This is a genomic window from Acinetobacter sp. TAC-1, from assembly GCF_029025845.1.
Taxonomy (GTDB): Bacteria; Pseudomonadota; Gammaproteobacteria; order Pseudomonadales; family Moraxellaceae; genus Acinetobacter; species Acinetobacter guillouiae.
The window spans coordinates 298,192-321,451 of record NZ_CP118892.1; the positions used below are offsets into that span (position 1 = coordinate 298,192).

The following is a 23,260-nucleotide window of genomic DNA, read 5'->3' on the forward strand; positions in this document are numbered from 1 at the left end:
GTATCAACATGAGTGAACAACAAGGGCATGATCATAGTCATGCTGTCGCCACAGAAGGAAATGTAAAAAAACTAACCTTTGCATTGGCGTTAACCAGTACCTTTTTAATTGTTGAAGTGATTGCGGGTTTCATGACGCAAAGCTTGGCTTTATTGTCCGATGCCGCACATATGTTTACTGATGCCGCAGCATTAGCAATTGCATTGGTTGCGATCAAAATTGGTAAATTACCCGCAGATGATAAACGGACCTTTGGCTATCAGCGTTTTGAAATTTTAGCAGCGTTGTTTAATGCCATGATGTTGTTTGTCGTTGCAATTTATATTCTCTATGAGGCGTATCAGCGCTTTAGCCAACCCCCTGAAATTCAGAGTGTTGGTATGATGGTTGTGGCGGTTATTGGGTTGGTGATTAACCTCATTTCAATGAAGATTTTATTCTCCAGTTCAAAGGAAAGTCTCAATATCAAAGGTGCTTATCTGGAAGTATTGAGTGATGCACTCGGTTCCGTGGGTGTGGTTATTGGGGGGGCAATTATTTATTTCACTGGCTGGATGTGGGTGGATACGATTATTGCTGTACTCATCGGCTTCTGGGTTTTACCACGAACATGGGTTTTGCTAAAACAAAGTATCAATATTTTACTGGAAGGTGTGCCTGAGGAAATTGATATTGAAAAATTACGTAATGATCTTTTATCGGTTAAAGGTGTAGAAAGTATTCATCAACTTAAGGTTTGGGCCATTACATCTAAAAATGTCCATCTGACAGTGCATTTATTTGCACCAGCAGCGGATCGGAATCAATTGTACCAACAGGTCATGGAAATGCTCAGTCATCAACATGGGATTACTGAGATGACGCTACAAATTGAAGACAATGCGTGTATGGTGCATTCGCATGAGTCAGATGGGCATGATCACAGTAACGCTGATGAAACACATACAGATGAAGCAAAAAACCATTCACATTAAGGTGAATGGTTTGATTTGAACATCAGGCAAAGCTGAAGAATTAGATTTGCCATTCATGATTGCAGTCACGGCACTTCCAGCTTTTATTGGCTTGCATAAATGACTGCATTGAGATTTTAAAATCGGGCAGATCACGCCAAAACATTACCCCTGCAATCACAGCTGCAATGAAGACCACGACTGTTGCAATTTGCAATGTTTGACCTGCGCCGTTGCTGAAAATCCACATCACAATACTAATGACAACCAATAACAATAAAATAAACAGTAATGGAATCAAAAATACCAAGCTTTTTGGAACAACAGGGCGTACAGCAGGTGTATTCCCATGGGTAACAGGCAAGATTTTTCGACTTTGGCACTTTGGGCATTGGTATTGCATGGTGGCTCCACATTTATAATCTAAGCATATTCTAATCGTTCTATTTTAGAATGCAAAAAAGACTGAATAGCAGCTTAAAAGCAAAATTTAGGCAATAAAAAACCCAAGTCACGATGCTTGGGTTTTTTACAAAGATGTCGCCATCTTGAATATGGCGTCCCTACGGGGATTCGAACCCCGGTTACCGCCGTGAAAGGGCGATGTCCTAGGCCTCTAGACGATAGGGACAAGTGAGGCAACACAGGTAAAACATTTGGTGGAGTCAAGGAGGATCGAACTCCTGACCTCTACAATGCCATTGTAGCGCTCTACCAACTGAGCTATAACCCCCAGTCTGTGTGAGCGCAATATTAGGGATATTGCGCTCACACGTCAACAGAAAATTTAATTAAGCTTCATCAACTGCATCATTTTTCGGCAATTTGATGCTTTCGTTCAGTTTTTCCCAAACTTTTGCTTCTTTTTTGCTCGGACCACCCACAATTTCAAGTGCATGACGTAAACGGGCAAAGGTTAAATCAGGGCCAATGGTGACCATCGATTGCATCACAGGAGTAGATGATGTTGAACCAGCAATTGCGATAAAGAATGCTGGCATGAAATCACGGAGTTTGATTTCCATTTGATTCGCCAAATCCATCAAGGTTTGGCTTACAGTATCGTTGTTCCAAGTAAACAAGCTTTCTAAACGCCAAATCGCAAATTGTAAGCTTTGACGAACTTGTTCTTCAGTCAGCTTTTTGCTGTCAAATTGCTCTTTGGTCAATGTTGGGAATTGGTTGAAGTAAAAACCAGCCCAATTTACCGCTTCAGACAGTAAGTTAATACGTGGTTGAATGGCCGCAGCAATATCTTCTAGGGTTTGGCGATCAGATTTCCAAGCCAAAAGTGTATTTAACAGTTCAGCAGGGCTGAGGGCTTTAATCCATTGTCCATTGAGCCAGTTTAGTTTTTCAACATCAAAAATTGGACCACCCAAAGACACACGCTGGATATCAAAGTGTTCAATCATTTCAGCCAAAGAGAATTTTTCTCTTTCATCTGGCATTGACCAACCCATACGGCCTAAATAGTTCAGTAAGGCTTCAGGCAGCACACCGATGTCTTTGTAGTAGTTGATTGAGGTTGGATTTTTACGTTTAGACAATTTTGACTTGTCTGGGTTACGCAGCAATGGCATATGGCACAATGTTGGCATGTCCCAACCAAAATATTGGTAGAGCAACTGGTGTTTTGGCGCAGATGGAATCCACTCTTCGCCACGAATCACATGAGTGATTTCCATTAAATGGTCATCGACCACATTGGCTAAATGATAAGTTGGCAAACCATCTGTTTTGAGTAGGATTTGCATGTCGACTTGTGCCCAAGGGATCTCCACTTCGCCACGAAGTAAGTCATTGAATTGGCAAACGCCTTCTTCAGGGACTTTCATACGGATCACATGAGCTTCACCCGCAGCCAAACGCTGTTGTACCTCTTCTGGGGAAAGTTTTAAGCCACGACCGTCATAACCAGGGGTTTCACCACGGGCTTGTTGTTCAGCACGCATTTGATCAAGCTCTTCCGCCGTTGCGAAACAGTAAAAGGCATGACCCTTTTCAACAAGTTCTAAAGCATATTGTTTATAGATTCCCATTCGCTCAGATTGGCGATAAGGAGCATGAGGTCCGCCGATATCTGGCCCTTCTGACCAATTTAAACCTAACCAACGCAATGAATCTAAAATCATTTTTTCAGATTCAGGGGTTGAGCGGAGTTGGTCGGTATCTTCAATACGAAGAATAAATTCGCCACCATGTTGTTGTGCAAAGCATAAATTAAACAAGGCGATATAGGCAGTGCCTACATGCGGAAAACCAGTTGGAGAGGGTGCAATACGAGTACGGACTTTCATAACTAAATATTATTCAGAATGTAAATTGAAACTATTATAACGAAAAAGCCCAACTGCTTAAGGGTTAATTCACCAATAAACGATTGGGCTTCTAAATTCTTTTGAGGAGCGTAGAATTTATTATTCTAAATCAAATTTTTACAAAGTATGCGGTTGGAATAAAGCTTGTACAAAACAAGAAAATTTCTGATGTTGTTCAGCTAAAAAGTTTTGTGAGGCTGTGGTTTTAATCGACGTTAAAACTTTAAGCTGATCTTTATCTGAGATCAGTTTATTCTCGCCACGCTTTTGTTGATTGAGCGCTTTTTCAATCGGTGATTGTTTATCTACCACAACAATTAACGATTGTATTGGCTTGGTCGTATCTTTAATTGCAGCAGTATGGCCTGTCTGTGCCATCACTGCGAGTCCTAGACTTAAGCCCAAGATCTTTAAATAAGAATCATTCATTCCATCGGCTCCCCTTGATGGTCAAATTTTTGTTCTTGAACATGGTTATTGTAGCAAAACAACTTACAAAAAGCATAACTACGTCACATTTTTTAATAATACTACACAAAAAATGTTTAAAAAACAATCATTGAAACGAAATGTAATATTTTAATTGATAACACATAAATGTGGATGAATCGTGAAGAATTCAAGTTTAGGTTAAATTGTGTAAAAAATATACCAAATAATTTACATGAGTAATACACATTTTTAGATATCTTAAATTATGAATAAGATAGTTTAAATATTTATAAGTAATTGATTGTTAAATTAAAATAATAAAAATATAGTGCTTCTAAATCATTAAAAATCGAGAAAGAAATGAAAAAACTACTGCTTTTAAGTGCGATCAGTTTAATCGTCACGGGGAATGCTTATGCAGCGAAAGAATTTTTAAATGTATCTTACGATCCTACCCGTGAATTTTATCAAGAATATAACAAGAGTTTTGGTCAATTTTGGAAATCAAAAACAGGCCAAGATATTGAATTTAAGCAGTCTCATGGCGGTTCTGGTAAGCAAGCACGTTCAGTGGTAGATGGTTTGCAAGCAGATGTGGTCACACTGGCTTTGGCCAATGATATTGATGAAATTGTCAATGCGGGTTTGATTGAAAAAGGCTGGCAAAAAGAATTTCCAAATAATTCTGCACCCTACACATCTACCGTTGTTTTTTTAGTGCGTAAGGGCAATCCCAAAGCAATTAAAGATTGGAATGATCTGGTAAAACCTGGGGTTGAAATTATCACACCAAACCCTAAAACAGGCGGTGCACCGCGCTGGATTTATTTATCAGCGTGGGGCTATGCATTAAAACAACCGGGTGGCAATGATGCAAAAGCGCGTGAATTAGTCAAACAAATATATAAAAATGTCAAAGTGTTAGATTCAGGCGCACGTGGCTCGCTCACAACATTTGCGGATCGTGGTATTGGCGATGTTTTGTTGTCTTGGGAAAATGAAGCAATTTTGGCGACGTCTGCTCCAGATAAAGACAAATATCAAATTATTTATCCATCCATTTCAATCCTAGCTGAGCCTTCAGTCGCAATCGTCGATAAAGTGGTTGATAAAGATGGTAATCGTAATTTAGCAAAAGGCTATTTAAATTATCTTTATTCACCTGTAGGGCAGGACTTGGCAGCAAAATATAATTTCCGTCCGCGTAATGCCAAAGCTGCAGCCAAATATTCGGCAAAATTTCCAAAAATTAAACTCTTTACCATAGATCAAGTTTTTGGCGGCTGGGCAAAAGCGCAAAAAACCCATTTTGCCAATGGGGGGATTTACGATCAATTTACGGCTGAAAAGTAATTTGAATCAAATACAAACAAGTCCTCTTTGATCAAAGGGGGCTTTTTTTAGCTTTATGCATTTGTGATAAAGAAATAAATAAAACAGACAAAATATAAACCACAGCGATCTTGAGCGCTTTCATCAATTAAAACCATAGGTTGATTTTTAATCTGTGCTAAGTTTGCGGGTATTTCGCTTTTTGATTGAAGTTTATTCGCTTATTTCATATATTTAGAATAATTTTAGCGATGTTAGCACTCATAATATGAAAACTAATTTTAAAGCACTGATGAGTGCTGTGGTTATTGCGACGGGATTAACTGTTGCAACGACAGCAAGTTATGCTGCTGACCGTGAATTTTTAAATGTGTCTTATGATGCAACGCGTGAGTTTTATGATGAGTTTAATAAATCATTTGGCGCTTACTGGAAATCTCGTACAGGTAAGACTGTTGATTTTAAACAATCGCATGGTGGTTCGGGAAAACAAGCGCGTGCCGTGGTTGATGGCTTAAAAGGTGATGTGGTGACCTTGGCTTTGGCCAATGATATCAACGAAATTGTGAAATCAGGCCAAATTAACCCAGGTTGGGAAAAAGAATTTCCAAATAACTCAGCACCGTATACGTCTACCGTTGTGTTTTTAGTACGTAAAGGTAATCCTAAAGGCATCAAGGATTGGACAGATTTGACCAAATCTGGTGTACAAATCATTACCCCTAACCCTAAAACGGGCGGTTTACCACGCTGGATCTATCTCTCAGCTTGGGGCTATGCACTTAAACAACCGGGTGGTAATGATGCTAAAGCACGTGAGTTTGTTTCTAAGATGTACCATAACGTAAAAGTTATGGATCCAGCTGCGCGTGCATCGATGACCACATTTGCTGAACGTGGGATTGGTGATGTTTTACTGACTTGGGAAAATGAAGCCATGGTGAGTAAGAAAGCATCTGGCAATAAATTTGATATAGTCTATCCATCGATGTCAATTTTGACTGAACCGTCAGTGGCAATTGTTGATAAAACAGTAGAGAAGAATGGCAATAAATGGTTAGCAACGGGTTATATTAACTATTTGTATTCTCCAATAGGTCAAGATATGGCAGCACGTCATTTCTATCGCCCGCGCAATGCAAAAATCTTAGCTAAATATTCCAACCAATTCCCTGAACTGAAAACTTTTACCATTGATGAAGTCTTTGGTGGTTGGGCAAAAGCACAGCAAACTCACTTTGCCAATGGCGGTGTTTTTGATCAGATTTATAATAGCAAGCGCTAAGCATCCACTATTTTGATTGAATCAACCTCCTTTTTTAGGAGGTTTTTTCATTCTGTTATGAATCAGTTAGACTAGGGTCTGTTGACAATTCGTCTCTGTTTGCGACTAAGTGTGTTTTTTAGATGATACAAGGCACGAAATATGAAATTTAGTCATTCTAAATAAATAGTTCGTAACGATGTAGCAGCAAAAAACACTCTAGTCCCGAAGGGTTGTGGCTAAAATTATCTCAGTCTGCGTTATGAAACTCGAAAATAGTCTCGCTATTCTCTTCGTTTCATGCCTTGCCTGCTCAATTTTAGCCTACAACGCAAGCCATTTATGAAATGCCAGCAGACCCTGATATCAAAGTGAGTAATCAATTTAAACTATGGATATTACGCTAAGACTCGCGACTAAAGATGATATTGATGTTATTTTTGATATACGAACGTCAGTCAAAGAAAACCATTTGTCAAAACAACAACTGACTGAACTGGGTATCACTGAGTTGGTCATATTGGATTTAATTCAAAATACTTCGACTGTCTGGCTTGCAGAGCTGCAGCATCAAGTGTGTGGTTTTTCGATCGTAGATTTAACCGACGGCAGCGTATTTGCCATGTTTGTCCACCCTGATTTTGAAGCCAAAGGTGTCGGAACTGCGCTTTTGAAAAAAGCAGAAGATTTATTATTTGAATCTTTTCAAGAAATTTGCTTGGAAACCGATCAAAAAAGTCGTGCTTTTGAATTTTATCTCCGACAAGGTTGGCGTGTTTCAGCGTATTTTGACAATGGTGATGTAAAAATGCATAAGACACGATAACGCTTTGTCGCAGGATGGATGCGCTATTTTTTGTACTGAACTTTTATAAAAAGCATTTTAAAACGGTTTTCTCTATAAAAAGTAATATTTCCCTACAAAAAGTCGTTTGGAGCTTTGGCAAAACAAGGTAATAATGTGCAGTTACTTTTTTTGCTTAAACTGAAACCATAATTATGTCTCATATTTCTGTATTACTACATGAAACTGTCGATGCTTTACTTGCAGATCGCAATACAGGAATTTACGTGGATGGGACATTTGGACGTGGTGGACACACCCGTTTATTGTTGTCTAAATTAGATGAGCATTCAAAAGTTTATGCTTTTGATAAAGACCCACAAGCGTTAGAAGTGGCATATCAGTTAGAAAAAGAAGATCCTCGTTTTAAAATTATTCATGCCAGTTTTGCAGATTTACAACAAGAATTAAATCAATTAGATATTTATCAAGTCGATGGGATTATGGCAGATTTAGGGGTGTCATCACCACAGCTAGATCAAGCAGACCGTGGTTTTAGTTTTATGAAAGATGGACCACTTGATATGCGTATGGATAATTCTCAAGGACAAACAGCCGCAGATTGGCTCGTGGATGTAGACGAAGAACATTTGGCCAATGTGATTTTTCAATATGGTGAGGAGCGTTATAGTCGTCGTATTGCACGTGCGATTAAGCAAGCAGGTTATATTGAAACCACTGGAAAATTAGCGGAAATTGTGAAAGTTGCGCATCCTAAGTGGGAAAAAAATAAACATGCTGCGACACGGACATTCCAAGCTATTCGTATTGAAATTAATAAAGAACTCGATGACGTACATACCTTTTTACCTCAAGCCGTAGATTTGTTAAAATCAAATGCACGTTTGGCCGTCATTAGTTTCCATTCACTTGAAGACCGAATTATTAAACAATTTATTCAAAAAGAATCAACGTTGCCAGAAGATAATGGCTGGGGATTACCGCAAAAAGTACAAGATACTCGTCGACTGAAAAAAGTTGACAGAGTTCGTGCCAGTGAGGAAGAAGTCAAAGCCAATCCTCGCTCACGTAGTGCTTGGCTTCGAGTTGCAGAACGCTTAGAACAAAAAGGCGCAGAATGAAACAAGAAATTATAGAAGAATCAAGTCATAAGCTGGCAATAAAAAAAGCGATTGTTTATGGCGTATTGGTTATTGCAGTGTTGATCAGTGCCTTTATGGTGGTGTTGCAAGTCTTTGCTTATCGTCATGATTTTCGTGATTTAAATAGCTATATGCGTGAACGTGAAGATATCAATGCAGAATGGGGACGTTTGCTCATTGAACAACAAACATTTGGTGCAACTGCGCAAATAGGAACACGTGCAGTAACACAATTGAGAATGTATTCACCGCCAGCTGCGCAAACAGTTGTCATTTCATTACCAACTGAATCAGAGCAGAAGAAGTAAGGCATCTGTATGGCAGATAAGCAAACTAAACCGACTCGGCAGCCACGTAAAAAGCAGCCATCCATTACCCAGAAAAGTACTGTATCAATAGATATGTGGCGCTTCTATTTAATGTGGGGCGTGGTGCTTTTATGTTTTGTCGGCTTGGTCGGACGTGCATTTTATGTGCAAGTGATTAATAAAGACTTTTTACAAAATAAAGCCAATGCCAACATTCTACGTTCTGAAACATTAAAAGCCATGCGTGGTGTGATTAGTGATCGTCATGGCGTGCCTTTGGCAATCAGTTCTCCAATCATGAAAGTGGTGATTGATCCACGTGAATATTTTGAGACTAAAAAACAGTTTGATACCATCACGGCTGAATTACAGAAGACACCCAACAGTCGTAAACTTAAACGCCAATTGCCTGATGAAAATTTAAATTTAGATGAATTGGCAGATGCGGTCGGTCTTGATCGTGGAGACTTAAAAAAACGTTTAAATGAACGTCCACGTTCTCGTTATTTGGTACTTAAAAAAGAAGTTCCGCCACCACAAGCAGATTTTATTACCCAACATAAATTTGCTGGCGTTTATGCCGAGAAAACCTATAAACGTTATTATCCTCAGCCACAGCCCAATGCGCAAATTATTGGTCTCACCAATAGCGAAGGGACGGGGATTGAAGGTTTAGAGATGCAGTTAAACTCACGTCTGGCTGGTGAAGATGGTGAGCAAAAGATTTCTCGTGATAAACATGGTAACCGTATTACCACCCCTGAAGTTGTAAAAGAAGTGAAAGCAGGGGAGAATATCACCTTAAGTATTGACTCACGTTTGCAATATATTATGTATCGTGAGTTGACTGCGGTGGGTGTTGCCAATAATGCACGTTCTGCTTCTGCAATTGCTGTGGATGTAAAAACGGGCGAAATTCTGGCTATGGCGAGTTGGCCTTCTTATAATCCCAACGATAAAAATGGCTTAAGTAATAAAGATGCCATGCGTAACCGTGGTGCAATTGACATGTTTGAACCTGGTTCAACCATGAAACCTTTTACCATTGCAGCGGGTTTGGAAAGTGGCAAATATACCCCAAACTCGGTGATTAGTACCAGCCCAGGTTCGATGCGTTTAGGTTCCCATACCATTCGTGATACGCATAACTATGGTTCGTTGACCGTTACTGGTGTGATCATTAAATCCTCGAACGTCGGTTCGGCAAAAATTGCTTTGTCTTTACCAAAAGAAACCTTGCCAAGTTTCTTTAGAAAGGTCGGTTTTGGTCAGCGTTCGGCGGTTAAATTCCCGGGTGAGAGTGGAGGTTTAGTGCTTCCACCTGAAAAGTTAAATTCTTCGCAAATTGGTACAATGGCTTATGGCTATGGTCTAAATGCTACGATTTTACAGTTGGCGCAAGGCTATGCAATGTTGGCCAATCATGGTGTGGAATATCCTTTAAGTCTCTATAAATTAAATGATCAGCCCAAAGGTAAACAGGTTTTAGCGCCTAAAATTGCTGATGAAGTTTTGTTGATGTTAGAGCAAGTTACGATGCCTGGTGGTACTGCAAAACAAGCCAATATTCCCGGTTATCGCGTGGGTGGTAAAACAGGTACAGCACACAAGTTGCGCCCTGACCATAGAGGTTATTCGAATACTGAATACCGTGCTTTATTTGCCGGTGTGGCGCCGATTAGTGATCCTCGTTTGGCGGTTATTGTTGTAGTCGAAAATCCGCGTGGACAATACTATGGTGGTTTGGTTGCCGCACCAGTGTTTGCCCGAATTATGCAAGAATCTTTACGTTTAATGAATGTGCCTTTAGATAAACCTCTTGAAACGGCTAAGGCCAAGCCATAGGTAAACTATAATGATTAATTTTCAAGATATTTATAAAGTTGATAATACAAAGGCTTGGATGTCTGAGTCATTTAATGGCTTTTCTCTAGATAGTCGTTATGTACAACAAGGGCAAATTTTTATTGCTTTGACCAGTTATTCGCAACCAGAAAAAACCGCACAATTTGCTCAAATCGCTTTAGACAAAGGCGCATTGGGCATTATTAGTGAAACAGATTTAGGCTTTGAATCTGCATTGATCTGCCCAGATGTGCGTCAGTTGATGGGACAATGGCAAAAACAATATTTACAAGCGACATCCCCTGTAAAAGCTGCACGAATTCTTGCAGTCACGGGAACCAATGGTAAAACCACGATTTCACGCCTCATTGCTGAATTACTGGCATTACAAAATAAAAAATGTGCAGTAATGGGAACCACGGGCAACGGGATTCTGCCAAACCTAGAAGCGTCTTCGCATACCACTTTAGATGCGTTGCATTTACAAAATCTTCTGCATGATTTTGCTATGCAAGGTGCTGAATTCGCTTCAATTGAGGCAAGCTCGCATGGTTTGGAACAAGGTCGTTTAAATGGTTGTGATATTGAGATTGCTGCATATAGTAATCTAAGTCGAGATCATTTGGATTATCATGGGACGCTTGAAGCCTATGCTGAAGCGAAAGCGTTACTGTTTAAATTTGCTGCGTTAAAAGTTGCAGTAATTAACATAGACGATGCGCATGCAGATCTAATGATGAATGCGGCAAGTAGCAATCTGTCACACCCAAAAGTATTGACTTATTCAACCTCTAAAGCGGCTGATTACCAAGTATTTGGGATTAAATATAGCTTAGATGGGGCAACATTCCATCTCAAAACAGCCAAAGCTGAATTTACCGTGAATAGCCCATTGCTTGGGCATTTTAATATTGAAAATTTGGTGGCCAGTTTAATTGTTGCTGAACAAGCAGGTTTTGATTTAAAACAACTTATCGCAACTGTACCCAACATAAAAGGTGCACCTGGACGTATGCAGGTGATTCGTGATCAGGATCGTCTGTTTGTGGTGGATTATGCACATACACCAGACGCTTTAACTCAGGTTTTAAAAACCTTGAAACGCCATGTTGAAAATCAGCTTTGGGCTGTCTTTGGTTGTGGTGGTGATCGAGATCGCGGTAAACGCCCATTGATGACCAAAGCAGCTTTGGAACAAGCCAATCCCGTGATGATCACATCAGATAATCCGCGTACAGAAAATCCTGAGCAAATTTTTGCCGATATGAAGCATGAAATTGATTTTAGCCAGCATGAGGTTCACGAAATTCGTGATCGCCGTGAAGCAATCAAATATGCAGTAAAGCATGCCCAATCAGGTGATATTGTTGTGATTGCCGGAAAAGGTCATGAAAATTATCAAGAAATTGATGGTGTTCGTCATTGGTTTGACGATGTCGTTGAAGTGCAATCGGCAATAGATGCACAACACCATAAACCCAATTCAGCTTATCCAGCTCATTAGGAATAAGAGATGCACACCTCTACCACCAGTACTGTGCCTTTGGAGCCATGGTCAGCAGCACAACTTGCTGAAGCAACTCAAGGTTATTGGTATTTAGATCAAGCACCACAAGGTGAAATTAAACGTATTTTGACTGATTCACGTCATGCTGAATTAGGTGATGCTTTTTTGGCGCTCAAAGGTGAGCGTTTTGATGCACATGATTTTGTTGCTCAAGTGGCTGCGAATGGCTGCCAAATTGCCATCGTGAGCCATCCTGTTGATGTAAATATCTGTCAACTTGTCGTGGCAGATACACGTTTGGCATTGGGCCATTTAGGCGCGTATCGTCGTGCTCAACATCCACAATTAAAAGTGATTGCACTTACAGGCAGTAGTGGCAAGACCACCACCAAAGAGATGTTGGGGAGTATTCTTTCACGTTTAGCCCCGACCTTGATTACACGTGGCAATTTAAATAATGATCTTGGTGTGCCAATGATGTTATTGGAGCTGCGTTCAGAACATCAATATGCGGTGATGGAACTTGGTGCAAGCCATCAAGGTGAAATTGATTACACCTCAAATCTTGTGCAGCCACATGTTGCCGGTATTTTAAATATTGGAACTGCACATTTAGGCGAATTTGGTGGACGTGATGGAATTTGCCGTGCCAAATCTGAAATTTACCGTCATATTGATCAAGCTGGAATAGCAATTGTTCCTGCTCAGGATGATTTTACCGATACGATTCGTCAAGTGATAGACACTGAGCAAGTGTTAAGTTTTGGTCAGGGTGGTGAAGTCTTTGCGACAGATGTTCAGTTACACGCACAGTCTGCAATCTTTACCCTTAATACACCTCAAGGTGCAAGAACAGTCAATCTTCCTTTTGCAGGCGAACATAATGTCCATAATGCAGAAGCAGCGACTGCATTTGCCTTGGCGATTGGCGTTGATTTAGACGATATTGTGATCGGCTTGGAGTCGGCACAAGGTGCAAAAGGGCGTTTGAATTTTATTCATAAGCACAAGCATTTATTTATTGATGATACCTATAATGCCAACCCGACTTCAATGCGTGCAGCAGCAGAAGTACTTGCGCAACAGCAAGGGATCAAAGTGATGGTGATTGGCGATATTGGCGAACTGGGTGATACTGCTGCGCAGCAACACTATATGTTGGGTCGTGATCTAGTTTCAGTGGATGGGATCCAATTTGTTGTCGCGGTAGGGGAGTTTGCTCCTGCTACACAAGAAGGTGCGCGAAGCACTCAATATGGTAAAAAATTACAAGCTTTTCTTAGCCAAGAACAAGCTTTACCTTTATTGTTAAGTTTAATTGCAACACATCAACCACAGTCCATGAGTTTCCTGTTTAAAGGTTCTCGCTATACCCATATGGAAACGTTGATGGCTGATTTGATGGAGAAAGTTTAATGCTGTATTGGTTATTTCAACACTTGGCGGGTTATGAGAACGCGTTCCAAGTTGTTCGATACTTATCGTTACGAGCATTGCTCAGTGTACTGACTGCACTTGCGATTGGTTGGGCCTTGGGACCAGTCATGATCCGTAAATTACAAGCGCTCAAATATGGTCAGGCTGTCAGTTCATATGCACCTGAAAATCATGCCAAAAAAATGGGTACGCCAACAATGGGCGGGATTTTAATTCTGCTTTCAATCGGGATCAGTACTTTGCTTTGGGCAGATTTATCCAATCCTTATGTGTGGATTGTCTTGGCTGTTATGGTGATCTTTGGTGCTGTAGGTTGGGCGGATGATTGGATTAAAGTCCGTTATAAAGACAATGCGGGTTTACCTGCCAAGAAGAAATTCTTTTGGACTTCGGTTGGCTCTTTGGGGGCGGGTATTGCGTTGTATATCATTGCAACTCAGCAAGACAGCCCTGTACATACAGCGAATATGCTGGATTTATTGATACCATTTTTTAAAAATCTGAGTATTCCATTGTCTTCAATTCCATTGGGTATTGGCTTCATTATTTTTACCTATCTGGTAATCAATGGTGGGTCAAATGCAGTGAATTTGACAGATGGTTTAGATGGTCTGGCGATCATGCCGATTGTTTTGGTTGCCGCAGGTTTAGGTGTTTTTGCATACTTGGCAGGTGATATACGCTTTGCCAATTATTTACATATTCCCTATGTAAAATATACCTCTGAGCTGGTGATTATTTGTGCTGCAATGATTGGAGCAGGCTTAGCATTTCTTTGGTATAACGCGCATCCTGCCCAAGTCTTTATGGGAGATGTCGGTGCATTATCATTAGGTGCAATGCTGGGCACTATCGCGGTAATGGTTCGTCAAGAGATCGTCTTTGCAATTATGGGCGGGGTCTTTGTGGTAGAAGCAATCTCGGTATTCTTGCAAATCGGATCATTACGTATGCGCAATAAACGTGTATTTCTTATGGCACCGTTGCATCATCATTATGAGAAAAAAGGCTGGCGTGAGACTCAAGTGGTGATCCGTTTTTGGATTATCACAATTATGCTGGTAGTTTTAGGTCTAATGACATTAAAATTACGCTAAGCCAAAGTGATTTGAAAAGTCGGCATTTGCCGGCTTTTTTTTATGGCCTAAAAATATCTTTTGGAGAATACAATGAATTTGTTGATGTGCCCTGTATGTCGTGAGGCATTGAGCCTATCGGATCGGACTTGGCGCTGTGTAAATAATCATAGTTATGATGTGGCAAAACAAGGCTATGTAAATTTACATGTAGTACAACATAAGCATAGTAAAAATCCAGGGGATACCCCTGAATCTGTACAAGCACGCCGTGGATTTTTAAGTGGTGGATTTTATGCACCTTTACAGCAAGCCGTGGTTGAGAAAATTCGTGAGTTACGGGTTGAAAACCTGCTGGATATCGGCTGTGGTGAAGGCTACTATACTGATGCAATGCAACATCAAGTGATGCAATGTATTGGGGTTGATATTGCAAAAAATGCAGTTCAGGTTGCTGCAAAACTCAATAAAGATGTGACATGGATTGTGGGGACAGGAGCGACGCTACCTGTTTTGGATCATTCGATTGATTTGTGTACCAGCTTATTTAGCCCGATCCCAGAAGAAGAAATACTCCGAGTACTTAAGCCAAAGGCTTATTTGATGGTGGTAACACCTGCACCAGAGCATTTATATGGGATGCGTGAGGGTTTGTTTGATGAAGTTAAAGCCCATGAGCCGCAAAAGTTTGTTGAGCAATTACAAGCATCTTTTGAGTTAATAGAGCAGCCGATTATCGAAACAACGTTTGAGTTGGATCAAGCACAACTCAAGAATCTAATTGCGATGACCCCTTATGCTTATAAAGCAAAATCTGAAAAGCGTTTAGTTTTGGAAGCACAAGTTAAAACGACGTTAAAGGCGGCCTTCCAAATTTATATCTTTCAGAAAAAATAATAGAAATTTAAGCCATAAAAAATGCCATCAATCGATGGCATTTTTTATTTGAGAAACTAATTATTGAACTTCATTAATCAAATTCTCAAGAGAATCACTTTCTCGTTTCGCACTGCCTTGATTCATTGCCGGCGGTGTTACTTTGTTCGGTTTGAGCGGTTGATCTGTACCTTCATCAGGTAAGTCTTCAAAGTCATTTGATGAATTACGTGATGGTGTAACAGGCGCAGGTTTAAAGATTGGACGTGCTAAAGGTGGTGATGAACCATAGCCTTCGTTTTGAGTCGCACCTTCAACTTGTGTTTGATTACGTTCTTCACGAGAAATTGGTGCTTTGGCATTTTTGTCAAAATGTACCCAAGCAGATGGTGTATCTTTTAAGGCTTTACCCATAAAACCAGTCCAAACTGGCAGTGCTGCGATCCCACCATATTCACGACGGCCGAGAGTGGAAGGCTGGTCAAAACCGACCCAAGCAATCGCAACTAATTTGCCGTTGAAGCCAGCAAACCACGCATCTTTAGCATCGTTGGTTGTTCCTGTTTTACCGCCAATGTCATCGCGACCAATTTTAAGTGCTGCACGACCAGTACCATGCACAATCACATCACGAAGAATATTTGCCATATCAAAAGCAGATTGTGATTTTAAAATCCGTTGTGCTTGACGATATTTACTTTGTTCTTCTTTGCTTAATGGGGTTTGAACCTCATCCACTGTAAGGTTTGTACCTTCAATGGCTTCGTCATCAGGGGTGGTTGCAGTATTGGCCACAGTTTCTTTTTGATTGATACATGGAATACACGCATATTCAGGCGCTGCTTCATAAATGGTTTTGCCATAAGCATCTTCAATACGACTGATGAAATGTGGTTGAATGCGATATCCACCATTGGCAATTGCGGCATAGCCTGTCGCCATTTGCACAGGAAGTACTTGTGGAGTACCAAGCGCGATCGTGAAATTACGCGGGATTTGATCTTCTTGTAGGCCAAAATCCATCAATAATTGGCGCGCACGTTCTACACCTACGCTTTGTAATAAACGCACAGAAACGGTATTACGAGATAAGTACAACGCACGACGCAAAGGAATCATGCCTAAATAACGGCCATCAGAGTTTTTAGGTGTCCAGCGACCAATAGTGATTGGACTGTCATTAACCATGGTGTAAGGGGTCATACCGCGTTCAAGCGCCAGTGCATAGATAAATGGCTTAATGGTTGAACCCGGTTGGCGCCAGCCTTGTATTGCGCGGTTAAATTTAGATTGGAAAAAGTTGTATCCACCCACCACTGCTTCAATTGAACCATCATTGGGGTTGATTGCAATCAGTTGACCTTGTGCTTTCGGGGTTTGAACCAATGACCACGCGGTTTTATTTTCATTGGGACGTAAACGGATAATATCTTTAACAGTTACAATCTGCGAAGCGCGGCTTGGTGCACCACCAACGGCATTGGCATTGATATATTTTCTTGCCCAAGACATACCTGACCAAGGTACAGTCACTGTTGAACCATCTTGCATTTTGGCATCAAAACTATTGCTGCCTACTTTGATGACTTCTGCAGGGTAGGTATTGGCATAAGGGATGAATTGTTTTAAAGGTTTATCATGTGCTTCAGCACCACGCCATCCATGACGACGATCATAATCTTCCAAGCCTTTTTGTACTGCATCTTCTGCATATTGTTGGCGTTGGCTGTTTACGGTTGTATAAACTTTATAACCTGAATCAATTGCTTGTTCACCAAACTTTTCAACTAGTTCAGAGCGAACCATTTCGCCTACATAGGGAAATCGATTACTTAAGCCGCGATCAGGCATACTCAAGTTAATTGGTTCAGCGACAGCTTTTTCGTATTCTGCTTGTTTAAGATAGCCGAGTTGTAACATACGACCTAGAATCCAGTTACGGCGTTCTAAGGCGCGTTCAGGATTCACTACAGGATTGTATTTTGACGGTGCTTTAGGTAAGCCTGCAATCATCGCCATTTGTGCGACACTGAGTTGATCTAAGCTTTTGTCATAATAAATTTTTGCAGCAGCAGCAATACCATAGGCATTTTTACCCAAAAAGATCTTATTGACATATAAAGATAAAATTTCTTCTTTGGAAAGATTTTGTTCTATTTTCCGTGCCAAAAAAACTTCAGTAAGTTTGCGCTTAAGTGTTCGTTCAGGGGATAGATAATAATTTTTAGCCACCTGCATGGTAATTGTTGAGCCGCCTGTTTGTACATTTGACCCAGTAACACTTTCACTCACGGCACGCCCTAAGCCTTTAAAGCTAATCCCGCTATGTTCGAAGAATGATGAATCTTCAGCAGCAAGGAAGGCATGAATGAAATGCGGCGGGATCTGATTGTACTCAACAGGCACCGAAAGCTTGCCACCATATTCAGCGATCAGCTGATTATCGGCTGAATAAACTTGCAAAGGTTTAAGCAATGGCGCCTTTTTTAAAGAGCTCATTTCTGGTAGTGATGGGGCAATATATAGATACATTCCATAAAAGCCCATCGGAATTGCGACTAAAATAATGATAATCAGCAAAAAAAAGGGATGAATATAACCTGAACAAGATAGCTTTTTCATAACAAGTAAGTTTTAATAATAGCTAATGGCAAACTAATTGCGTTCAGTATAGCTTCTCATGTGATGGATTGTTAGATGGGATATTGTATCTGTAAAAAATTAAGACCAAATGCAGTCGGTTTGTGTTATTTATTGGGGATAAAAAAATAATAGGAAATCAATCGTGCTTAGACTATATCGTAAGCCAAATAAGGGGTTAATAGGAGTAGATATTAGTTCTACTACTGTAAAGATTTTAGAGCTCTCTGTTAAGAACGGTCGTTACTGGGTTGAAAGTTATGGATTAAGTCCACTGCTGGATGGGAGTGTTGTTGAGAAAAACATTCTTAATCCTGAAGCAGTTGCTGATGCGTTGGAAAGAGCAGTCAATATTGGCAATCCTCAATCGCAAAATGTCGCGGTTGCTGTACCTACATCTATGGTGATTCACAAAATCATCGAAATGGATGCAGATATGTCAGATGAGGAAAGAGAAGTTCAGATTCGAATGGATGCTGAACAATATATCCCTTTCCCACTGGATGAAGTCAGTCTAGATTTTGAAGTGTTAAAAGATAAGCTGGCAAATCCAAATCGAGTCAATGTGTTACTTGTTGCAACACGTGCAGAGAATATCGATTCTCGTGTTGAAGTTTTAGAAATCGCGGGCTTATCACCTAAAATCGCAGATGTAGAAAGTTATGCAATTGAGCGTGCTTTTGATGTCTTTTCCGATACCTTGCCAATTGGTGTAAATCTTGTGGGTATCCTAGATATTGGTCATACCATGACCACTTTGTCTGTGATGCAAAATGGCAAGATCATTTATACCCGAGAGCAAGTTTTTGGTGGCAAGCAGCTGACTCAAGATGTACAGAACCGTTATGGTTTGTCTTATGACGAAGCTGGTCGTGCCAAAAAAGATCGGACTTTACCTGACGATTTTGAAACAGAAGTCTTGATGCCGTTTTTAGAAGCAGTTGTACAACAAGCTGCTCGCTCATTACAGTTCTTCTTTTCATCTTCTCAGTTTAACGAGATCGACCATATTTTATTGGCGGGTGGTAATGCCAATATTCCTGGTTTGGCAAAATTATTACAACAAAAACTCGGTTATCGCGTCACGATTGCAAATCCTTTCTTGCAAATGGGGTTTTCACCACAAATTGACTTAAAAAAAATAGAAAATGATGCACCTTCTTTAATGGTTGCATGTGGTTTAGCTTTGAGGAGTTTTGATTAATGGCAAAGATTAACTTACTCCCTTGGCGTGATGAGCTAAGAGAACAGAAGAAGAAGCAATTCGTTGCGATATGTGTTGGGGTTGCACTGATTGGTTTAGTGACAGTGTTATTGGCGTGGTTCTATTTCGACCATAAGTTGCAAGATCAGGAGCAAGCCAATCAATTGGTGACCAGTACCAATCAAAATTTAGATACCCAATTAAAAACTTTAGATGGTTTACAAGAACGTCGTAATGCCATTATTGAACGTATGAAACTGATCCAAGGCTTACAAGGTCAGCGTCCTGTGATTGTTCGCCTCGTTGATGAGTTGGTTCGAATTGTCCCTGCACAAATGTACATCACAAAATTTAGTCGTGTGGGTGATAAATTTACCATTGAGGGCAAAGCTGAAAGTCCAAATACAGTTGCTGAATTGTTGCGTGGATTAGAGGCGTCTGAATGGTATCGAAATGCATTTATGAATTCATTCTTAGCTGCAGATGAAAATAAAAATAAAGTGCAGACTTCGGTGATCCCTCGTGTAGAAGAATCATATGGAAGTTTTGTTGTGACTGTAGATATCGGTGAAATAGCAGCGACTACAGATGGGGATACAACGAAAGCTGGACAAGTTCCAGCTGCTGGGGGTGCAAAATGAGTCGTGAAGATTTTGAGCAATTAGAATCATCTGTAAATGATGCTCCAAAAAAGAACAAGATGACTGTTGAGAAGTTTTTTCAACAGTTCAATACCTTGGATATGAATAACTATGGCAGTTGGCCTTTATCCGTTAAAGTCACCTGTTGGGTATTCTTGTTTTTTTTGGTGTGTGCAATTGGCTATTTTTTAGCAATTAGACCTAAATTAGATGCAATTGATCAAGCACGTACAGTTGAACAAAATTTATTAACTGAGTTTAAAGAAAAAGACTCTAAATTAAGAAACTTGCAGCAATATCAAGCACAATTGCAACAAATGGAAGCAAATTTTAATCAGCAATTAGAGCAACTTCCTAAAGAAACTGAAATTCCGAGTCTAGTTGAAGACATTAACGTGACAGGGGTAAGTTCTGGTTTGAAATTTAAAAATATCAAATTAGAACCAGAAGTGAAGCAGGAGTTCTTTATTGAGCAGCCGATCTCGATTGATGCAACAGGGGATTATCATTCATTTGGCAGTTTTGTCAGTAGTTTGGCTGCTTTACCACGTATTGTCACTTTGCATGATTTCACAATTACAGGAACACCTAGTCAAGACAATAAATCTGATGTGCCAGTGATTGACTATACAATTAAAGCAAAAACCTATCGTTATATTGGTGCTGATGAGCAGAAGATAAATAAATCTGCGAATGCTGTAGCACAGAAAACAACGACACCTCAGCAAGGAGGGAAGCCACAATGAAACAGCTCAGTAAAATAGTTTGTGGAATCTCATTTGCAATGCTGTTGGTGGGGTGCGATTCTCGTATTGATGCCGTTAACCAAGAAATGGCAAATATTAGAAATCAGCAACCATTGCCGATTGAACCTGCACCAGTATTTAATCCTGTACCAAGCTTTAATTATTCAGCTCAACAATTACGCAGCCCATTTTTGCCAAATTCATTGGCAAATGAATTGAAAATCATGTCAGGCAAGCGTGTCTACCCGAATTTTTCAAGACAACCACAGCCGCTTGAAAGCTATCCTTTAGAGTCGTTAACACTGAAAGGAAGTATGAAAGGAGCTGTTGGGCAAACAGTGGGGTTGATTCAAACACCTGATGGTGAGATTGAGCGAGTACAACTTGGCAACTACATGGGTATGAATCAAGGGCGAATTATTGAAATTACGCCGACCCGTATTGATTTATTGGAAATTGTTCCAGATGGTCGAGACGGTTATATAGAAAGACCACGGAGTCTAGTCCTAATCGGTCCAATAGATTAAAACGGAATAAAGGAATAAAAATGAAAAAGAGTTTGAAAAATATCTTTAACGGGGATGGTAAGTTTATGAATAGTCAACTTCGTCAATTTACTATGGCGGCAGTGTCAATTGCGATTATGCAGGTTGCAGCAGCGCAAACAACCATGACCAATATTGTACCGATGAAAATACCGGGGCAAGGTACAGAAATTCGTGTGATGTTTAATGGCTTACCGCCACAGCCTCAAGCCTATCAATTGGATAATCCATCTCGACTGATTTTAGACTTTGATCAGGCGAAGCAAACAATCAATCAATCATCCATTGCTGTGGCGAGTGAAGAAGCGTCGACTGTAGATATTGCGGCCGATGATCAACGTTCACGCTTAACAGTAAATTTAAAAAATAGTGGTTCTTTTACAACGCGTGTTGAAGGGAATACCTTTATTTTAAAGATTAACAATGCCAATCAAGCTGCTGCTTTACCGACTTATGCATCATCTGCATCTATACTGAATAAGCAAAATCAAGGCATCGCAGATATCGGTTTTCAGCGTGGCAATGCGGGTGAGGGACAGGTTATTGTAAATCTGTCTGGTGCAAATACACCTGTAGATGTGCAACAACAGGGCAGTAAAGTTGTTATTCGAACATTAGGGAATAAAATTCCAGCACATTTAATTCGTCGTTTAAATGTCAATGATTTTGCGACCCCAGTTTCTTCTGTGGATGCTTATAATGATGGTTCCAATGGTGTAATCACCATTCAATCTTCGGGGAGCTATGAATATATGGCTTTTCAAGCGGAAAATAAATTGACCGTGAGTTTAAAGCGCCCTGTAGAAAATAAAGTAAATCGTCCCAATGTGAGTCAATCTTATACGGGTAAGAAAATCTCACTGGATTTTCAAGATATTGAAGTACGCCGTGTGCTACAGCTGCTTGCTGATTTTACCAGTATTAATATGGTGGCTGCGGATTCAGTTCAAGGTAATATCACTTTACGTTTAAAAGATGTACCTTGGGATCAGGCCTTAGATATTATTTTAAAAACCAAAAATTTAGATAAGCGCCGTAATGGGAGTGTGATTTGGATTGCGCCTGTCACCGAGCTGATTAAAGCAGAAGAAGATGAAGCCAAAGCAATTGCACAAAGTGTAAAATTAGCACCAATTCAAACTGAATATATTCAGCTTAATTATGCAAAAGTTGCAGAAGTTCTTAAATTGTTACAGGACTCTAGAAACCCTAAAGGTGCGCAGACAAATAATACCAATAATACAGATTCTTTAGCTTTAGAAAGTCTACTGAGCTTAAGAGGAAGTGCGGTTGCAGATACAAGAACAAATACATTAATTATTAATGATACTGCAAATAATATTGATAAAATCCGTAAAATGATTGATCTATTGGATATTTCGGTAAAACAAGTCATGGTTGAAGCACGTATTGTTCGTGCTACGACAGATTTTACCAAAGAAATGGGGGTAAAGTGGGGCATTTTATCTCAAGGGATTACCAAGAATAATGATTTGCTGGTTGGTGGAAGTGATCAAACACTTTGGGATTTAAAAACCCCAGATAGTAATGGCAAATATACCATTACTCGCCCTGATAATTTAAATGTCGATCTTGGTGTGACGACTGCGGGTGCAAGTAAGATTGCATTTGGTTTAATTAGTATGTCTGATTTTATGTTAGACCTAGAATTATCTGCATTACAAGCTGATGGTTATGGGGAAGTGATTTCAACACCAAAAGTAATGACTGCCGATAAACAAAAAGCCAAAGTTGCTTCGGGTCAACAAATTCCATATCAGTCAACGCAAACGGCAGGAGGCAGTGCCGTTGCAACAACTGAATTTAAAGATGCTTTGCTCAGTTTGGATGTTACACCAAGCATTACTCCAGAAGGGAAAGTACAAATGCAGCTAAATGTCACAAGTGACTCAGCTGGCCAAATAGTGAATGGAAATGTGGCGATTAACAAGAATGAAATCAATACCAATGTCTTAGTCGATGATGGAGAAACCGTGGTATTAGGTGGCATTTTTGAACAAGAAACTAAAAACAGTCAGACCAAAGTTCCATTTTTAGGTGATATTCCTTATTTAGGACGATTATTTAGAAAAGATGTAAAGTCTGATAATAAACGAGAGTTACTAATCTTTGTGACACCAAGAATTGTTAATGACAGTCGTACCAGAAATCATTAATATACTTTC

Annotated in this window: 20 protein-coding genes and 2 tRNA genes; 16 read left to right on the plus strand and 6 right to left on the minus strand. The window is 40.0% G+C overall.

The window, feature by feature from the left end:
• The first annotated feature begins 8 nt into the window (after positions 1-8).
• Positions 9-974 (plus strand): cation diffusion facilitator family transporter, encoded by a 966-nt coding sequence (locus tag PYV58_RS01375; RefSeq protein ID WP_034616808.1) that lies wholly within the window; start codon positions 9-11, stop codon positions 972-974.
• Positions 975-1,014: 40 nt separating this feature from the next.
• On the opposite strand, the gene PYV58_RS01380 is transcribed toward PYV58_RS01375, so the two are convergent.
• The 5 genes from PYV58_RS01380 to PYV58_RS01400 form a co-directional block, all read right to left on the minus strand.
• A complete protein-coding gene (locus PYV58_RS01380) occupies positions 1,015-1,356 on the minus strand; it encodes a hypothetical protein (protein WP_004725393.1) in 342 nt (113 codons plus the stop codon).
• Positions 1,357-1,508: 152 nt separating this feature from the next.
• Positions 1,509-1,584, minus strand: a tRNA-Glu gene (locus PYV58_RS01385).
• Between the two features lie 26 nt (positions 1,585-1,610).
• Positions 1,611-1,686 (minus strand) — tRNA-Ala (locus PYV58_RS01390).
• A 58-nt stretch (positions 1,687-1,744) separates the two neighbouring features.
• The gene (gltX, locus tag PYV58_RS01395; RefSeq protein ID WP_004725395.1) at positions 1,745-3,253 is read right to left on the minus strand and encodes a glutamate--tRNA ligase; all 1,509 of its coding nucleotides are present in this window, start codon (positions 3,251-3,253) and stop codon (positions 1,745-1,747) included.
• A 138-nt stretch (positions 3,254-3,391) separates the two neighbouring features.
• On the minus strand, positions 3,392-3,703 hold the full coding sequence (locus PYV58_RS01400) for a hypothetical protein (protein WP_004725398.1): 312 nt from the start codon (positions 3,701-3,703) through the stop codon (positions 3,392-3,394).
• Between the two features lie 363 nt (positions 3,704-4,066).
• Between PYV58_RS01400 and PYV58_RS01405 the strand changes: the two genes are divergently transcribed.
• The 10 genes from PYV58_RS01405 to PYV58_RS01450 all read left to right on the plus strand — a co-directional run bounded on the left by PYV58_RS01405 (position 4,067) and on the right by PYV58_RS01450 (position 15,319).
• A complete protein-coding gene (locus PYV58_RS01405) occupies positions 4,067-5,059 on the plus strand; it encodes a sulfate ABC transporter substrate-binding protein (protein WP_034618336.1) in 993 nt (330 codons plus the stop codon).
• A gap of 247 nt (positions 5,060-5,306) precedes the next feature.
• Positions 5,307-6,323, plus strand: coding sequence for a sulfate ABC transporter substrate-binding protein (locus PYV58_RS01410; protein WP_034618337.1), 1,017 nt, complete (start codon positions 5,307-5,309; stop codon positions 6,321-6,323).
• Positions 6,324-6,693: 370 nt separating this feature from the next.
• Positions 6,694-7,128, plus strand: coding sequence for a GNAT family N-acetyltransferase (locus tag PYV58_RS01415; RefSeq protein ID WP_034615069.1), 435 nt, complete (start codon positions 6,694-6,696; stop codon positions 7,126-7,128).
• Positions 7,129-7,301: 173 nt separating this feature from the next.
• Positions 7,302-8,228 (plus strand): 16S rRNA (cytosine(1402)-N(4))-methyltransferase RsmH, encoded by a 927-nt coding sequence (gene rsmH / locus PYV58_RS01420; protein ID WP_034615067.1) that lies wholly within the window; start codon positions 7,302-7,304, stop codon positions 8,226-8,228.
• Positions 8,225-8,557, plus strand: a complete 333-nt coding sequence (gene ftsL / locus PYV58_RS01425; protein ID WP_034615065.1) for a cell division protein FtsL — start codon at positions 8,225-8,227, stop codon at positions 8,555-8,557. The genes rsmH and ftsL overlap by 4 nt, the downstream gene beginning before the upstream one ends.
• Before the next feature lie 9 nt (positions 8,558-8,566).
• The gene (gene ftsI / locus PYV58_RS01430; protein WP_034615063.1) at positions 8,567-10,402 is read left to right on the plus strand and encodes a penicillin-binding protein PBP3; all 1,836 of its coding nucleotides are present in this window, start codon (positions 8,567-8,569) and stop codon (positions 10,400-10,402) included.
• A 7-nt stretch (positions 10,403-10,409) separates the two neighbouring features.
• The gene (locus PYV58_RS01435) at positions 10,410-11,906 is read left to right on the plus strand and encodes a UDP-N-acetylmuramoyl-L-alanyl-D-glutamate--2,6-diaminopimelate ligase (RefSeq protein WP_034615061.1); all 1,497 of its coding nucleotides are present in this window, start codon (positions 10,410-10,412) and stop codon (positions 11,904-11,906) included.
• A 9-nt stretch (positions 11,907-11,915) separates the two neighbouring features.
• Complete coding sequence (gene murF / locus PYV58_RS01440; protein ID WP_034615060.1) at positions 11,916-13,325, plus strand: UDP-N-acetylmuramoyl-tripeptide--D-alanyl-D-alanine ligase; 1,410 nt, start codon at positions 11,916-11,918, stop codon at positions 13,323-13,325.
• On the plus strand, positions 13,325-14,443 hold the full coding sequence (gene mraY, locus PYV58_RS01445) for a phospho-N-acetylmuramoyl-pentapeptide-transferase (protein WP_004725416.1): 1,119 nt from the start codon (positions 13,325-13,327) through the stop codon (positions 14,441-14,443). Before murF ends, mraY begins: the two co-directional genes overlap by 1 nt.
• Before the next feature lie 72 nt (positions 14,444-14,515).
• Positions 14,516-15,319, plus strand: a complete 804-nt coding sequence (locus tag PYV58_RS01450; protein ID WP_004816656.1) for a putative RNA methyltransferase — start codon at positions 14,516-14,518, stop codon at positions 15,317-15,319.
• 60 nt (positions 15,320-15,379) lie between these two features.
• Here the strand turns inward: PYV58_RS01450 and ponA are convergent, their stop codons facing one another.
• Positions 15,380-17,920 carry a penicillin-binding protein PBP1a gene (ponA, locus tag PYV58_RS01455; protein WP_034615058.1) on the minus strand — a complete coding sequence of 847 codons (2,541 nt, stop codon included), beginning with the start codon at positions 17,918-17,920 and terminating at the stop codon, positions 15,380-15,382.
• 163 nt (positions 17,921-18,083) lie between these two features.
• Here ponA and PYV58_RS01460 point away from each other — a divergent pair, with 163 nt between their 5' ends.
• Genes PYV58_RS01460 through PYV58_RS01480 form a run of 5 tightly spaced genes read left to right on the plus strand, consistent with a single transcriptional unit; the run spans position 18,084 to position 23,251 of the window.
• Positions 18,084-19,142, plus strand: a complete 1,059-nt coding sequence (locus PYV58_RS01460; protein WP_004816660.1) for a pilus assembly protein PilM — start codon at positions 18,084-18,086, stop codon at positions 19,140-19,142.
• On the plus strand, positions 19,142-19,783 hold the full coding sequence (locus PYV58_RS01465) for a PilN domain-containing protein (protein WP_034615056.1): 642 nt from the start codon (positions 19,142-19,144) through the stop codon (positions 19,781-19,783). Before PYV58_RS01460 ends, PYV58_RS01465 begins: the two co-directional genes overlap by 1 nt.
• The gene (gene pilO, locus PYV58_RS01470) at positions 19,780-20,529 is read left to right on the plus strand and encodes a type 4a pilus biogenesis protein PilO (RefSeq protein WP_004816666.1); all 750 of its coding nucleotides are present in this window, start codon (positions 19,780-19,782) and stop codon (positions 20,527-20,529) included. Before PYV58_RS01465 ends, pilO begins: the two co-directional genes overlap by 4 nt.
• Positions 20,526-21,056, plus strand: a complete 531-nt coding sequence (locus tag PYV58_RS01475; protein WP_034615053.1) for a pilus assembly protein PilP — start codon at positions 20,526-20,528, stop codon at positions 21,054-21,056. Before pilO ends, PYV58_RS01475 begins: the two co-directional genes overlap by 4 nt.
• 20 nt (positions 21,057-21,076) lie before the next feature.
• Positions 21,077-23,251 (plus strand): type IV pilus secretin PilQ family protein, encoded by a 2,175-nt coding sequence (locus tag PYV58_RS01480; protein WP_034615050.1) that lies wholly within the window; start codon positions 21,077-21,079, stop codon positions 23,249-23,251.
• The last annotated feature ends 9 nt before the right edge of the window (positions 23,252-23,260 follow it).

Bases quoted from the DNA above. Each gene is read 5' to 3' on its own strand.
- PYV58_RS01475 (WP_034615053.1), top strand. From the start codon at position 20,526: ATGAAACAGCTCAGTAAAATAGTTTGTGGAATCTCATTTGCAATGCTG.
- PYV58_RS01410 (WP_034618337.1), top strand. From the start codon at position 5,307: ATGAAAACTAATTTTAAAGCACTGATGAGTGCTGTGGTTATTGCGACG.
- mraY (WP_004725416.1), top strand. From the start codon at position 13,325: ATGCTGTATTGGTTATTTCAACACTTGGCGGGTTATGAGAACGCGTTC.
- ftsI (WP_034615063.1), top strand. From the start codon at position 8,567: ATGGCAGATAAGCAAACTAAACCGACTCGGCAGCCACGTAAAAAGCAG.
- PYV58_RS01415 (WP_034615069.1), top strand. From the start codon at position 6,694: ATGGATATTACGCTAAGACTCGCGACTAAAGATGATATTGATGTTATT.
- PYV58_RS01480 (WP_034615050.1), top strand. From the start codon at position 21,077: ATGAAAAAGAGTTTGAAAAATATCTTTAACGGGGATGGTAAGTTTATG.
- PYV58_RS01405 (WP_034618336.1), top strand. From the start codon at position 4,067: ATGAAAAAACTACTGCTTTTAAGTGCGATCAGTTTAATCGTCACGGGG.
- PYV58_RS01380 (WP_004725393.1), bottom strand. From the start codon at position 1,356: ATGCAATACCAATGCCCAAAGTGCCAAAGTCGAAAAATCTTGCCTGTT.
- PYV58_RS01375 (WP_034616808.1), top strand. From the start codon at position 9: ATGAGTGAACAACAAGGGCATGATCATAGTCATGCTGTCGCCACAGAA.
- ponA (WP_034615058.1), bottom strand. From the start codon at position 17,920: ATGAAAAAGCTATCTTGTTCAGGTTATATTCATCCCTTTTTTTTGCTG.
- gltX (WP_004725395.1), bottom strand. From the start codon at position 3,253: ATGAAAGTCCGTACTCGTATTGCACCCTCTCCAACTGGTTTTCCGCAT.
- PYV58_RS01450 (WP_004816656.1), top strand. From the start codon at position 14,516: ATGAATTTGTTGATGTGCCCTGTATGTCGTGAGGCATTGAGCCTATCG.
- PYV58_RS01400 (WP_004725398.1), bottom strand. From the start codon at position 3,703: ATGAATGATTCTTATTTAAAGATCTTGGGCTTAAGTCTAGGACTCGCA.
- rsmH (WP_034615067.1), top strand. From the start codon at position 7,302: ATGTCTCATATTTCTGTATTACTACATGAAACTGTCGATGCTTTACTT.
- murF (WP_034615060.1), top strand. From the start codon at position 11,916: ATGCACACCTCTACCACCAGTACTGTGCCTTTGGAGCCATGGTCAGCA.
- ftsL (WP_034615065.1), top strand. From the start codon at position 8,225: ATGAAACAAGAAATTATAGAAGAATCAAGTCATAAGCTGGCAATAAAA.
- PYV58_RS01465 (WP_034615056.1), top strand. From the start codon at position 19,142: ATGGCAAAGATTAACTTACTCCCTTGGCGTGATGAGCTAAGAGAACAG.
- pilO (WP_004816666.1), top strand. From the start codon at position 19,780: ATGAGTCGTGAAGATTTTGAGCAATTAGAATCATCTGTAAATGATGCT.